Raw genomic sequence first — 11,626 nt, 5'->3', positions numbered from 1 at the left:
GCAAAGTCATAACAGTTGTGCTGGCGACAATAGCAAGAGTGAACCACCTGATCCCTTCCCGAACTCAGAAGTGAAACCTCTTAGCGCTGATGGTAGTGTGGGGTTACCCATGTGAGAGTAAGTCATCGCCAGCTCATTATTCTAAACACCCCCTGATTCAAAGAGTCAGGGGGTGTTTTTTTATGTGTGGGGAAAAGTCAAAATTAGCAAAGAGTTTTAATATTATTTATGGCTTAACTAGTATTTATTTAACTAAATTAAATTCTTGATCTGCTGAAATGATAGATTGAGTTGATGTTTTTAATAAATATAAAACTTGTCCTAATAAAATATCTTTATCGGTTAAAGCAACAATAATCATTGGATGGTTCTTTGCAGAAACAGATGTGAGTATCGCTTTGCCATTTTCCGCATCTAGGGTGATATTTTGACAACCCGTTAGTTGGATTTCTTTAATAAAAGCTGAAACCATTGCGAGTATAGAGCTACTAACAGCTGCAAGTTTACTGTTGTTATATTGACCACGTTTATGGACACTGGTGAGTTCGAAGCCATCTGTTGAACATACCATCACGAAATGTACGCCACGCGCACTATTTATAATATTGTTGATCTGCTCACGCGCATGTTGTACTAGTTCATGTGGTGCAGTTCTTTTTTTTATATTAAACATTTTAGGATCCTTATGTGCTGATATAGTGGTTGACTTCAATTGAGGTAACTAAAGCTTCTAACAGTAGCAACACATCAGATTTATTTCGGCAGTCAATAAAGAACAAAGGAGAGTATAGGTCTTGGCTTATTAACCATTCTTTATATATGTTTGTATTTTTCGAACTTGTATCTTCATCAACATGCGTAATTCCAATAGCGATGTTTTCTGTATAGTTTTGGAATGTTTCTAAATAAGACTCTAATTCACCTAAAGGGTCATCAACATTATGATCAATTAAGATAATCGCACCGATCGCGCCTTGGCAGATTACTGGCCAAATGAAATCAAATCGATTTTGACCTGGTGTACCATATAGTCCGATTTTTAAGCCATCCTCAAGTGTTACTTCTCCGTAATCTATTCCTACTGTCGTTTCTAGTTTTTCATGGCTCGTTTGGTCTGTGTTGAAGGCTTCAGTAAGCAGTACTGGAATATCTGAAAGAGAACGAATGGCTTCGGTTTTTCCAGCACCCATCGAGCCTGCAAATACAATTTTGTATTGTTGAAGAATCATGATGTTCTCCTAGATTAAAAACCAAATTTTCTACGTATTTTGCTGAAGAAACTCTGAACGAAATTTTTCTCCTGAACAGATGTAATGAGTTCCGGTGGGTTGTAATGTGTATCCCAAATATTAATTTTCTTAATATTCTGCGTTGCTGTATTTGCTGCAATAAATTGTCGTATCACATCTAAAGGAATATTACATTGTTCAGCAATTTTAGACATTTTCGCGCCTTGGATAAAACAGGCTGAAAGTTGAAATATTTGTTTATGTTCTAAATGTGAATGTGGTTTTGGCCAAGATAAAATCCTAAAGTGACCGTCCTCTGGAATGGTTTGACTGAAATATTTGGTTCCCCAGAATAAATTCCATAGCCAATCTTGCAGTATTACAGGATCTTTTCGACTGACGATTGTGAGGTGATTTATTGATGCAGACTCATACAAAAAACTTTCATTTGTATAGGTAATACTACGGTTTTTATTTAGCCAAGCAATATTTTGTGTTACATCAATAACTGCTAAGGTACCTTGATCATCGAAAAGATGTAATTTCTCTTGTTGTCCTTCTAAAAACATATTTTTAAAAAAATCTTCATCAAATTTTATAAAATTGGCATTTTCTAAATTATCTAATTCTTGTTCCTCGATTTGTTCAAATAGCTCTTGTTCTGAATGGTTGACTAAATTTTCATCAACCCATTTGTTAAGGTCTTGGGTATCATCAATAGGGAGATAAAGTGTGTTGTTACGGACACGGCCAGATTGCAATTTATCTTTGGATATCTTAAGCCATGGTAATGCACGTCTTGTTAAAATACGTTGAATACCTTCAGTTTCAAAGAAACGTTCATGAATAAATAGGCAATCTAAATTAATATCAGCTGCATTTTTCCACTGAAGATTGAAATGGTGTGGAAAAATGGCATAAAGCTGGTGTTTGAGCTGATCTGAGTCGTGAATGCTTAAACCTGCGATCCCAATATTAATATATTGCTTATTCATGCTAGCCTCATAGATAAACCTGACTGATTTAAAAACAATCAATGAAAAAAAACCCCTCTTATTTGAATAAGAGGGGCTCTGATAAAATTAAGCAAAATCTAAACTTTTTTCATAAGATTTTAATTCGTGGCGAGCCATTGCTAAATTCGCTTTACTGCGATCAAGTACTAAGTATAAGAACATCGATTCATTATTTTCCAGTGGACGAATGAGGTGATACTGCTTACCTAATGTGATTAGTATGTCTACGATATTGTCATTAAGATTTAATGATTGAGCGACACGTCTTTTTGAGCGAACAACTTCTGTGTTGCCAGCAGCCGCTAATTCTAAATCGATATCTCCTCCACCTTGAGTAGCCATTGCTAGCCCACTTTCACCGTCAACTAATGCTGCAGCATGAAAACCATCTATTGTTGTGAGTGATTCTAATGAAACTTTAGCCATCTTTTTTCCCTCGTTTTTGGTTATACATGATTGTTATTTGTAGATATCCGAGTAATTAAGTTTGTTTTTTAATCACTTTATTTAATTATAGAAAACTAATTCGGCTTTGCAATATAATTAATTTATTGCTTTAAAAGGAAAATAATTTTTTTACAGGCGGCGAAGTTTGATGATAATAAAAATGTGATTTAATTTGCTATATTTTAATTTTAGTGTGTTTTCAGGCTTAAAAAATTTACCAAAAATTCAAATGTAATTATTTGTAAGTTGATTGCAAAAATGATGAATGTTGAACGACAAAATATGATTGATTACAAAAGTAAACATAGGCTATCAAATTAAGGTGTACTTTAAAAGATTAGGCACAAAAAAACCTGCCTCGAAGCAGGTTTTTATTCACAAAAAGTCGTGCTGTTAAGCAAACATTTTTGTTGCAGCACAATAAAGTACCCATAAAATTGCAATAGCAACAACAGGCTCAATAATTTTTGACCAAGTTGGTACAGCAACTTCTGTGATTTCAGTACCTAGATCGTGTTGGCTGTGTTGATTCACCATTTGGTTAAACTCCTTCATAGACTCGTCCAATGATATCTCTTCTTGTACAGTTGGTTTAGTGCCTTTGAGTTCTAATAGGTGATTTGTTGACCAAACCCAATCGTCTGCTTGACCTGATAAATGTTCAATTTGACCATTTAATAATTCTTGAATGCTTTGTGGGGTATGTGAAGCTGTATCATGCAGTTGCTTTAATTCATTTAACTGTAGGCGGAAAACTTCAGTTGTGAGCGGTTCAAGTACGTTTTTAGGTAGAGTCGAAGCATTAGATGAGCTTGTGGTTAAATGCCTTGACACTTCTTGGATGTATAGTTCGTCAGGATTTGAAATTTCCTGATAAACTTTAGTTCCATTGGTTTTCGACTGTTGAATCAGTTCGCCAAGCGTTAAGGCATTGATTTCACGAAGATACTGGCGTTTTTCATCGCGCGGTAAGTCGCTTAAAAGCTCAGGCTTTTGCGTTTCTATTTGTTCTACGAAATATTGGACTAAATCAAAAGCCATAATTTGCTCCGTTCTTTTAATCGAGCAACCTTAACCCAGGTTTTTTCTTCGGTTGCTCTTCTTGTTCTTGATCGTTTGATTTTAAAGCATTTTGATCATTTTTGATATCGGCATATTCTTCTGGGTCGTAGAACATCCCTTGACCATTTTCTCGGGCATAAATACCAAGGACTGCGGCAAAAGGAACATAGAGGTTCTGTGAAACTCCGCCAAAGCGTGCAGAGAATGTAATGGCATCATTGCTTATGTGTAGAGCATGTGTCGCGTGTGGTGCAATGTTTAATACAATTTGACCATCTTGTACATATTGTACTGGAACCATGGTGTCTTGTTTTGTTGCATCTACAAGGAGGTATGGTGTCAATTGATTGTCACAGATCCATTCATACAATGCGCGTGTCAGGTATGGGCGGGTGGGGCTAAGTTTCAATTCTTGTTCAGACATAAGTTTGGCTCGATAAAATAATCAAATTTAATTTTTAGCTAAATGTTCGCTATAACGATTTTTTTCCTGAATTGTCAAAGATTTGATAAAAGCAGGGCGGCTAAATATGCGCTGACAATAAAGGAAGATTGGGCGGCAATGTTGCTTTGGTAATTCGATACCCATGCTTTTTAAGCGTAAAAAAATGGGTGCAAGCATACAGTCTAACATGCCAAATTGTTCAGACATAAAATATGGATAATGCTGAAACAAGGGGGTAAGTGATACGAGTGTATCACGCAGCTGTTTTTGTGCTTTTTGTTTGGCGTGCTCATCGAGTGTATCTGGATGGCGCAGCATAATATCTGCGAGTCTTAACCAGTCTTGTTCAAATCGCCACACATACTGTCGTTGTTCAGCACGTGGCATTGGTGCATCGGCATAGAGTTTATTTTGACGATATCGGTCATCTAAATATTCGGCAATAATGCTGCTTTTATACAGTTTTAAGCCGTTTTCTATCATCATGGGCAGTTGGTTATAAGGATTAAGACTGGCTACATCTTCATCATCATCTTCTACGATAATTAAGTTGTGCTTAATTTGCTTCTCTGCAAGTACATAGCGTATCCAGTGTGAGCGAAAGTCATCCGCATGACTGTAAAGCGTAATCCCTTGAAGAGGTGCATTTTCGACTGTCATAATCCGAAACAATGATAAATGAATAAGATAGGATACTAAAAATAGCCCATAAAATCACGGAAGACTTTGGATTATTGTTTTGTATCAATGCTTCATTTTGCTTCTTAGGACTGAATGGGATCTGGAACGTTATTAAATGAGTGATATCAATTATGTTTATCTTCACTGTAATATCTGATTCTAGTTGAATGTGTGCTTTGACTTGCTGTACATATCTAAATTTCAAGCAATAAGTCGCTTTTTGCATTTGTTTTAATTTTAATTTTGCAATAAAAAAAGCCTTGGTATAAACCAAGGCTTTTTTGTCCGATTCGGTAAACGAATTAACGTTTAGAGAATTGAGGACGTTTACGAGCTTTACGTAAACCAAGTTTCTTACGTTCAACTTCACGAGCATCACGAGTAACGAAACCAGCTTGACGAAGAGCAGGTTTAAGAGTTTCGTCAGAAGCGATCAATGCACGAGTAATACCGTGACGGATAGCGCCTGCTTGACCACCAATACCACCACCAGCAACAGTGATGTAAAGGTCATATTTTTCAGTAGCTTCTAAAAGCTCAAGTGGTTGGTTAACAACCATACGAGCAGTTTCACGACCGAAATATTGTTCTAAAGAACGGTTGTTAATTACGAGTTTACCAGTACCAGCTGATAGGAAAACACGTGCAGTTGCGGTCTTACGGCGACCTGTACCATAGTTAGTAGCCATGTGCTGTATCCCTTAGATGTCCAAAACTTGTGGCTGTTGAGCAGTATGAGGATGCTCAGTACCAGCGTACACTTTCATTTTCTTGATCATTGCATAACCAAGAGGACCTTTTGGCAACATGCCTTTTACAGCACGTTCGAAGATTTCTTCTGGTTTGTGAGCAACTAATTTTTCGAAATTAGTTTCACGAATACCACCAGGGAAACCAGTGTGGCGATAATATTTCTTATCAAGTGATTTTTTACCAGTCACTTGAACTTGCTCAGCATTGATAACAACGATGTAGTCACCAGTGTCAACGTGAGGAGTATAAGAAGTTTTGTGCTTACCGCGTAAACGACGAGCGATTTCAGTCGCAAGGCGACCTAAAGTTTTGCCAGAAGCATCAACAACGTACCAGTCGTGTTGAACTTCAGCAGGCTTAGCGCTGAGAGTTTTCATTAAACCACTACCTATTATAGTTGGTTTGGACTATGGAATCTGTCCAAACTAAAGGAGCGCGAATTCTACCTGAAATGTGAAGAATCCACAATCGAAATTTAGAATTTCAAGCGCGCTATTGTAGTCTATATCTTCAACAATAAACAGCGCATAATCTAGAAATGATAAAAAATATGATGAAAATATAATATGCCAGTTCAAATTGACAATAATGTAAAGCCTGTAACTTCTTTCTGGCCGCAATGGTTGAAAATCTTATCCCTATTGATTGCACTGATCGTCAGTCCGCTGTATTTGTATCTGATGTCTTTATATGGTGCTGTTGATGGTTTACTGGTCTTATTGACGGCATTCTTTTTATTATTTGTGACGTACTACATCGTTTATTTACTTCTCGGTTTTTTTGTAGTTGGTAGTGCAACATTCTGGTTGATGAGTCGTTATCCCAAGCATGTACAACGCATTAAAGTATTTCTCTTCTGCGCGCTAGCCTTGGTGTGGGGGATAGGAATTTTGGGCTTTGCTTTTGAGCTTATCCCCTACAATTCATCAACAAGGACATATTTTTAAGGTGTGACAATCAAGTTTAATTGATTTAATTTCGGCTGGAAGGTGTGTCGCACAGTATAATAAGTATATTGCATACATAGGATACACGCATGTTGCCCTTATATATCACAAGTGGTGAACCCGCAGGCATTGGCCCCGATATTTGTTTAAGTTTAGCCAATCGCGTAGATGAACGTCCGATTGTGGTTTTGATTGATAAAGGCTTATTGCAACAGCGTGCAGAATGCTTAAAGCTCAATGTTGAATTGGTCGATTATCATGGGCAGCCAAGTTCGGCAGTGGCAGGGCAACTGTATATAGAGCATGTGCCTTTGGCTGATCCTGTTATTGCAGGTCAGTTGGATGTGAATAATGCCGCTTATGTGCTGGAGCAACTGCGCCGTTCTGCTGAATATGCCATGTCTGGTAAAAGTGTAGGGGTGGCGACTGCACCAGTACAAAAATCGATTATCAATGAAGCCGGTATTCACTTTAGTGGTCATACCGAGTTTTATCAGGAATTTGCGGGTGTGCCACGTGTCGTGATGATGCTCGCAACCAAAACTTTACGTGTTGCTTTAGCGACGACGCATTTAGCTTTGCGTGATGTACCTGATGCAATTACCGCAGAGCGCTTGCATCAGGTGATTGATATTCTTATTCATGATTTAAAAACAAAATTTAAAAAAGAGCATCCACATATTTTGGTGTGTGGCTTAAACCCGCATGCGGGTGAAGATGGCTATTTGGGCATGGAAGAGATTGAAGTGATTAACCCTGTGCTGGAAACTTACCGTGCGCAAGGCGTGAATATGAGCCTGAGTTTGCCTGCCGATACCTTATTTACCCCAGAAAATTTAAAAGATGCGGATGCTGTATTGGCGATGTATCACGACCAAGGGCTTCCTGTGTTAAAATCGCAGGGCTTTGGTGAGGCCATCAATATTACTTTAGGCTTACCATTTATCCGAACTTCTGTTGATCACGGCACAGCATTGTCTCTGGCTGGAACGGGGCTTGCTAAAAGTTCGAGTTTAAATGTGGCTGTAGATTTGGCTTTAGAATTGGCCCGCCAAAATAATAATTGTACTTAATAATAAAGGTTTAAACTTTAAATGAATGATCGAAACAATTTATCAAAAATAATCATTAAAAATAATAAGATGTTGGAGTTGAAGTCGATAGCTCGCCCATTTTTGGGCATCGCGCTTGTATTCATGTTATCTGCATGTTCACTCATGACGACACAGCATAATGTTTGTGATTTACGTGTGCTGTCTTTACAAATTGAGAGACAGTCAGAAGATGCAATCACAGGGCATCTTGAGTACGTAAATACTTTGCAGGCCAGTCAAGAAAAACTGAATCAACTGGCCCCTTCAGTGGTGAAGCAAATTTCAAATCAGTACGATGCGGATAAATTTATGCATAATGTGGATGCATTGAATGCTGATATTGATGTAATCAAAAAGAATAAAAAGAATTTGAATCATATTTACGATATGCATATAGCAGTTTCAGAAACAATACCCGGAATTCAGGCTGAATATAACTTGATGGTTGATCAGATGGCCCGAAATAATTACCCTTCAGCTCAAGTTGTGCTGGCTAAAAATCAAGTTTTTATTGCTGAACGTATTTTAAGATCGACGTCTGGCTTGATAAATTCGAAGGATTATTACACTGCCAATGCTGCAGATTTTGATGCTGATGTTGAAACTTTTGCTGCCTATGTTAAGGCACAACTCGAAGGTAATCCTGAGTTAGGGGTAGTTCGAGTCAATGATCCCGAGTTACGTTCAAGTTTAGAATCTATTCAAAGTGAAGTAGAGGAAGTACTTCTTCCAGCTTCAGTGGATATTCGTAAAATCAGTCGTGAAGTCATTGAAGTAAATAAAGCGATGAAAGATATTAAAGTGAAATCAAATGAAATTTTTGATGAGCTGAATAAATTAAAATAAATGTCTTAAGCGCCTTTAACTAAAAGGTAATATGTGTAGAGCAATTAAGCATTCCAGTATCTCAGCATTCATGTTATGTCCATGGATGCTTTCCATGAAGTATTGAAGCAAAATGCGAAGAGAGAGAGGCGTGAGTGCGGATATATCACGATATGAGTTGAGCTGTGTTAAAATAATTAGTCTTCGGTGAAGTGCTTTATTTTAGTTCTGGCATATCTTGTGCGGTATTTTCAGGCCATTAAGCGCAATCTTCTTCACTGCTTGTTATCAATACTCTCATGTTGGAAATGTTTTTATGTATCAAATTAATGCCTTAAACCCAAAAGATGAAGGGCATCACACGCGTAAGCGTTTTGGTCAAAACTTCTTACATGACCAACGTGTCATTGCCAAAATTGTACGTTCAGTGAACCCGCGTGGCGGCGATAATGTTGTCGAAATTGGTCCCGGTCTTGCTGCCTTAACGTCACCTTTAATTGGTGAGTGTGATGCTTTAACCGTCGTTGAGCTTGACCGTGATTTGGCTGCTGGTTTGCCAGGTCGTGTGCCACATCCTGAACGTTTAACCATCGTTGAAACTGATGCGTTAAAATACGATTTTACTGAATTATTCCAAGAAGGCCGTCCACTGCGTGTGGTTGGTAACTTACCGTATAACATTTCGACACCACTGCTTTTCCATCTCTTAGAGTTTGGCGACAAAGTGAAAGACATGCATTTCATGTTGCAAAAAGAAGTGGTGGATCGCATTACGGCTGAGCCTAATACCAAAGAATATGGCCGTTTATCGGTGATGATTCAATATTTCTGTAAACCGACGTTCTTGTTTGAAGTACCACCGGGATCATTCAATCCGCCACCGAAAGTGACATCAGCAGTGTTCCGCTTGGAGCCTTATGCGGTTAAACCGATTATTGCGAAGAATGAGAAAGCCTTGGCACGTTTAGTATCGCATGTATTTACTCAGCGCCGCAAAACCTTGCGTAACAGCTTAAAAGGTATGTTGGTTGAAGACGGTTTTGAAAATGCAGGCGTTGATCCAATGGCGCGCCCAGAAACGTTAAGCCTCGCTCAGTTTGTTGCACTTTCAGATCAAATGGTAGATGCATAAATGTCTCGTGAAAACATTCGATATAACTACGTCATTGGTGATGTTCAAGGATGTTTTGAGGCATTAAAAGCATTATTGAAAGAAATCCAATTTGATCCCGATCAAGATTTTATTTGGTTTGCGGGTGACTTGGTCGCACGTGGTGAAAATTCCGTTGGTGCCATTCGGTTTATCAAAAAATTGGTTGATCGTAATGTTGCTGCGACGGTACTGGGTAATCATGATCTAACCTTGCTTGCAAGTGCTCGTGGCATTAAAGAAATTAACGAAAAAGACAATATTCGTGATGTGATTAATGCCTTGGAAAGTGATGATCTGATTGACTGGTTGCGTAAACAGCCACTCTGCCTATTTCCAAATGATCACACGATTTTGACGCATGCGGGAATTCCATTGAATTGGACGGCAGAGCAAACAGATGCTTTGGCTAAAGAAGTTCAAGCCGTAATAGGTCATGAAGATTTTGAAATTGTGGATGAGTTCTTAACAGAGATGTATGGCAAAAAGCCAGATCTTTGGTCGGATGATTTAGAGGGAAATGCACGTTTACGTTGTATTACCAACTATCTGACACGAATGCGTTTAACCAATGCAGAAGGGCGTTTGGAGTTTAGTTTTAAGGATAGTCTTGAAGATCCAATGCCTGAAGGTTTTAAGCCATGGTTTGAATTTGACTCACAAGCAGCTAAAACACATCAGATTTTCTTTGGTCATTGGGCTGCCTTACAAGGTAAGACCATTTCAGACAAAATCCAAAATGTGGATGGTGGTTGTGTTTGGGGCAATCAATTGATGGCTTATCGCCTAGAAGATCAAACCATGTTTGCAGTCGATAACCCTGTGGTGTAATCGTTAAATGCTCATCTAAGATATAAAAAGGCCACATTTATGTGGCCTCTTTATTGATTCGTTTGAATTAATCAAGGCGAATCCACGTTTGGTTACGACCAAGTACTGAAACACCAATACTTGCACGTAAAGTGAGACGTTTACCAGTGCTATTTAAACGAATTTTTGCATCATAAATTTTACCTGCCAATGGATCGATGACGCGGCCTTTTTCATAATTATTGGTGCCATTTACTTGTTTTAAGCCTTTAATAATCTCCATGCCGAGAATAGGCTGATTTTTATAAGGTGCTGGACAACGATTGCAAGTTTTTTGCGGTGTATAGCCTGGACGCGGGGTGATTTTAATAATTTTACCCGTATATGTGTTATTTGATTCTTTTGAAATTTCAATGATTGCTTTGGGTGCGCCAGATTTATCATCGATTTGTTGCCATGTACCTGTAATGTCATTAGCAAAGGCAAAATTCATTAAACTAAATGCACTGATGATTAATAATAATTTCTTTAACATGATCGCTTATTCCCCTCAAAGCGGTTTTAATGAGCATGTATGTTAAAAAGTTTACTGGAATAGTCAACTTAAATTTTAGATTTAATTCTAACTGATAATAAAAAACCGCCCGAAGGCGGTATTTTAATTTTAACTAAAATTAGTCTTGACGAATCCATGTTTGACTACGGCCAAGTGCTGAAACACCCATATAGCCACGTAGTGTTAAACGCTTGCCATTGGCATTGATACGGACTTTAGTATCGTAAATTTTGCCAGTTAAAGGATCAATAATACGACCTTTTTCGTAATTATTGGTTCCTTCCACATGCTTCAAACCGGTGAGTACATCTAAGCCTAAAATTGGTTTGTTTTTATATGGCGCAGGGCAGTCTACACATGTATCACGTGGAGTGTAACCAGGGCGCGGAGTAATTTTGACAATCTTACCGATGAAAGCCCCATTATTATCTTTACGAATTTCAATGACGGCTTTTTGTGAACCTGTCTTATCATCAATCTGTTGCCAAGTTCCGGAAAGGTCTTGTGCAAAAGCTGAACCACTCATTACAGCAGCTAAGAATAAGAAGCCCACTTTTAATTTTTTCATCAGATATTTCCTGTAGGTGGTTCACCTATATCAAATAATTAAA

At 38.1% G+C, this 11,626-nt stretch carries 16 protein-coding genes and 1 rRNA gene; 6 read left to right on the top strand and 11 right to left on the bottom strand.

Annotated features, from left to right (window positions below):
- Positions 1-19 precede the first annotated feature (19 nt).
- Positions 20-134 (top strand): 5S ribosomal RNA (gene rrf / locus B9T33_RS13910).
- Between the two features lie 110 nt (positions 135-244).
- On the opposite strand, the gene B9T33_RS13905 is transcribed toward rrf, so the two are convergent.
- From B9T33_RS13905 to rplM, 9 genes are all read right to left on the bottom strand, one after another.
- Complete coding sequence (locus B9T33_RS13905; RefSeq protein WP_086179495.1) at positions 245-673, bottom strand: roadblock/LC7 domain-containing protein; 429 nt, start codon at positions 671-673, stop codon at positions 245-247.
- Between the two features lie 10 nt (positions 674-683).
- Positions 684-1,229, bottom strand: a complete 546-nt coding sequence (locus B9T33_RS13900; RefSeq protein ID WP_086179494.1) for a GTP-binding protein — start codon at positions 1,227-1,229, stop codon at positions 684-686.
- 14 nt (positions 1,230-1,243) lie between these two features.
- The gene (locus B9T33_RS13895; RefSeq protein WP_086179493.1) at positions 1,244-2,224 is read right to left on the bottom strand and encodes a hypothetical protein; all 981 of its coding nucleotides are present in this window, start codon (positions 2,222-2,224) and stop codon (positions 1,244-1,246) included.
- An 87-nt stretch (positions 2,225-2,311) separates the two neighbouring features.
- A complete protein-coding gene (locus B9T33_RS13890) occupies positions 2,312-2,671 on the bottom strand; it encodes a hypothetical protein (protein ID WP_086179492.1) in 360 nt (119 codons plus the stop codon).
- A gap of 414 nt (positions 2,672-3,085) precedes the next feature.
- Positions 3,086-3,733 (bottom strand): hypothetical protein, encoded by a 648-nt coding sequence (locus B9T33_RS13885; RefSeq protein WP_086179491.1) that lies wholly within the window; start codon positions 3,731-3,733, stop codon positions 3,086-3,088.
- A gap of 16 nt (positions 3,734-3,749) precedes the next feature.
- Positions 3,750-4,178 carry a ClpXP protease specificity-enhancing factor gene (locus B9T33_RS13880; protein ID WP_086179490.1) on the bottom strand — a complete coding sequence of 143 codons (429 nt, stop codon included), beginning with the start codon at positions 4,176-4,178 and terminating at the stop codon, positions 3,750-3,752.
- A gap of 27 nt (positions 4,179-4,205) precedes the next feature.
- Positions 4,206-4,859 (bottom strand): glutathione S-transferase N-terminal domain-containing protein, encoded by a 654-nt coding sequence (locus B9T33_RS13875; protein WP_086179489.1) that lies wholly within the window; start codon positions 4,857-4,859, stop codon positions 4,206-4,208.
- A 323-nt stretch (positions 4,860-5,182) separates the two neighbouring features.
- A complete protein-coding gene (rpsI, locus tag B9T33_RS13870; protein WP_078190115.1) occupies positions 5,183-5,569 on the bottom strand; it encodes a 30S ribosomal protein S9 in 387 nt (128 codons plus the stop codon).
- 12 nt (positions 5,570-5,581) lie between these two features.
- Positions 5,582-6,010: a 50S ribosomal protein L13 gene (rplM, locus tag B9T33_RS13865; protein WP_004722943.1), complete on the bottom strand. Its 429-nt coding sequence runs from the start codon at positions 6,008-6,010 to the stop codon at positions 5,582-5,584.
- 189 nt (positions 6,011-6,199) lie between these two features.
- Here rplM and B9T33_RS13860 point away from each other — a divergent pair, with 189 nt between their 5' ends.
- The 5 genes from B9T33_RS13860 (at position 6,200) to B9T33_RS13840 (ending at position 10,480) form a co-directional block, all read left to right on the top strand.
- On the top strand, positions 6,200-6,580 hold the full coding sequence (locus B9T33_RS13860) for a hypothetical protein (RefSeq protein ID WP_086179488.1): 381 nt from the start codon (positions 6,200-6,202) through the stop codon (positions 6,578-6,580).
- An 89-nt stretch (positions 6,581-6,669) separates the two neighbouring features.
- The gene (gene pdxA / locus B9T33_RS13855; protein WP_086179487.1) at positions 6,670-7,653 is read left to right on the top strand and encodes a 4-hydroxythreonine-4-phosphate dehydrogenase PdxA; all 984 of its coding nucleotides are present in this window, start codon (positions 6,670-6,672) and stop codon (positions 7,651-7,653) included.
- 78 nt (positions 7,654-7,731) lie between these two features.
- On the top strand, positions 7,732-8,520 hold the full coding sequence (locus B9T33_RS13850) for a pilus assembly protein PilJ (protein ID WP_143224018.1): 789 nt from the start codon (positions 7,732-7,734) through the stop codon (positions 8,518-8,520).
- A 295-nt stretch (positions 8,521-8,815) separates the two neighbouring features.
- Complete coding sequence (gene rsmA, locus B9T33_RS13845; RefSeq protein WP_086179485.1) at positions 8,816-9,631, top strand: 16S rRNA (adenine(1518)-N(6)/adenine(1519)-N(6))-dimethyltransferase RsmA; 816 nt, start codon at positions 8,816-8,818, stop codon at positions 9,629-9,631.
- Positions 9,632-10,480, top strand: a complete 849-nt coding sequence (locus B9T33_RS13840; RefSeq protein WP_086179484.1) for a symmetrical bis(5'-nucleosyl)-tetraphosphatase — start codon at positions 9,632-9,634, stop codon at positions 10,478-10,480.
- A gap of 67 nt (positions 10,481-10,547) precedes the next feature.
- Here B9T33_RS13840 and B9T33_RS13835 read toward each other — a convergent pair whose 3' ends face one another.
- Both B9T33_RS13835 and B9T33_RS13830 read right to left on the bottom strand, forming a co-directional pair.
- Positions 10,548-10,994, bottom strand: a complete 447-nt coding sequence (locus B9T33_RS13835) for a DUF2147 domain-containing protein (protein ID WP_086179483.1) — start codon at positions 10,992-10,994, stop codon at positions 10,548-10,550.
- A 139-nt stretch (positions 10,995-11,133) separates the two neighbouring features.
- Positions 11,134-11,583, bottom strand: a complete 450-nt coding sequence (locus B9T33_RS13830; protein WP_086179482.1) for a DUF2147 domain-containing protein — start codon at positions 11,581-11,583, stop codon at positions 11,134-11,136.
- Positions 11,584-11,626: the final 43 nt, after the last annotated feature.

The organism is Acinetobacter sp. ANC 5054, from assembly GCF_002135295.1.
Lineage (GTDB): Bacteria > Pseudomonadota > Gammaproteobacteria > Pseudomonadales > Moraxellaceae > Acinetobacter.
This window is presented reverse-complemented; position numbering and strand designations above follow the sequence as displayed.

What these genes read in the sequence shown, in the direction of transcription:
- B9T33_RS13905 (WP_086179495.1), bottom strand. Translation starts at nt 673, where the DNA reads ATGTTTAATATAAAAAAAAGAACTGCACCACATGAACTAGTACAACAT.
- B9T33_RS13900 (WP_086179494.1), bottom strand. Translation starts at nt 1,229, where the DNA reads ATGATTCTTCAACAATACAAAATTGTATTTGCAGGCTCGATGGGTGCT.
- B9T33_RS13895 (WP_086179493.1), bottom strand. Translation starts at nt 2,224, where the DNA reads ATGAATAAGCAATATATTAATATTGGGATCGCAGGTTTAAGCATTCAC.
- B9T33_RS13890 (WP_086179492.1), bottom strand. Translation starts at nt 2,671, where the DNA reads ATGGCTAAAGTTTCATTAGAATCACTCACAACAATAGATGGTTTTCAT.
- B9T33_RS13885 (WP_086179491.1), bottom strand. Translation starts at nt 3,733, where the DNA reads ATGGCTTTTGATTTAGTCCAATATTTCGTAGAACAAATAGAAACGCAA.
- B9T33_RS13880 (WP_086179490.1), bottom strand. Translation starts at nt 4,178, where the DNA reads ATGTCTGAACAAGAATTGAAACTTAGCCCCACCCGCCCATACCTGACA.
- B9T33_RS13875 (WP_086179489.1), bottom strand. Translation starts at nt 4,859, where the DNA reads ATGACAGTCGAAAATGCACCTCTTCAAGGGATTACGCTTTACAGTCAT.
- rpsI (WP_078190115.1), bottom strand. Translation starts at nt 5,569, where the DNA reads ATGGCTACTAACTATGGTACAGGTCGCCGTAAGACCGCAACTGCACGT.
- rplM (WP_004722943.1), bottom strand. Translation starts at nt 6,010, where the DNA reads ATGAAAACTCTCAGCGCTAAGCCTGCTGAAGTTCAACACGACTGGTAC.
- B9T33_RS13860 (WP_086179488.1), top strand. Translation starts at nt 6,200, where the DNA reads ATGCCAGTTCAAATTGACAATAATGTAAAGCCTGTAACTTCTTTCTGG.
- pdxA (WP_086179487.1), top strand. Translation starts at nt 6,670, where the DNA reads ATGTTGCCCTTATATATCACAAGTGGTGAACCCGCAGGCATTGGCCCC.
- rsmA (WP_086179485.1), top strand. Translation starts at nt 8,816, where the DNA reads ATGTATCAAATTAATGCCTTAAACCCAAAAGATGAAGGGCATCACACG.
- B9T33_RS13840 (WP_086179484.1), top strand. Translation starts at nt 9,632, where the DNA reads ATGTCTCGTGAAAACATTCGATATAACTACGTCATTGGTGATGTTCAA.
- B9T33_RS13835 (WP_086179483.1), bottom strand. Translation starts at nt 10,994, where the DNA reads ATGTTAAAGAAATTATTATTAATCATCAGTGCATTTAGTTTAATGAAT.
- B9T33_RS13830 (WP_086179482.1), bottom strand. Translation starts at nt 11,583, where the DNA reads ATGAAAAAATTAAAAGTGGGCTTCTTATTCTTAGCTGCTGTAATGAGT.